General features: G+C 49.5%; 1 rRNA gene. It reads left to right on the forward strand.

The window, feature by feature from the left end:
- Positions 1 to 444, forward strand: a 16S ribosomal RNA gene (locus HH110_RS19150); the annotation flags it as partial.

Below are 444 nucleotides of genomic sequence, written 5' to 3' on the forward strand. Positions count from 1 at the left end.
AGCAGTGAGGAATATTGGTCAATGGACGCAAGTCTGAACCAGCCATGCCGCGTGCAGGATGACGGCTCTATGGGTTGTAAACTGCTTTTATACGAGGGTAAACGCTGCTACGTGTAGGAGCCTGAAAGTATCGTACGAATAAGGATCGGCTAACTCCGTGCCAGCAGCCGCGGTAATACGGAGGATCCAAGCGTTATCCGGATTTATTGGGTTTAAAGGGTGCGTAGGCGGTTTGATAAGTTAGAGGTGAAATACCGGGGCTCAACTCCGGAACTGCCTCTAATACTGTTGAACTAGAGAGTAGTTGCGGTAGGCGGAATGTATGGTGTAGCGGTGAAATGCTTAGAGATCATACAGAACACCGATTGCGAAGGCAGCTTACCAAACTATATCTGACGTTGAGGCACGAAAGCGTGGGGAGCAAACAGGATTAGATACCCCGGT

The organism is Stenotrophomonas sp. SAM-B, assembly GCF_013387485.1.
GTDB classification, from domain to species: Bacteria; Pseudomonadota; Gammaproteobacteria; order Xanthomonadales; family Xanthomonadaceae; genus Stenotrophomonas; species Stenotrophomonas maltophilia_AA.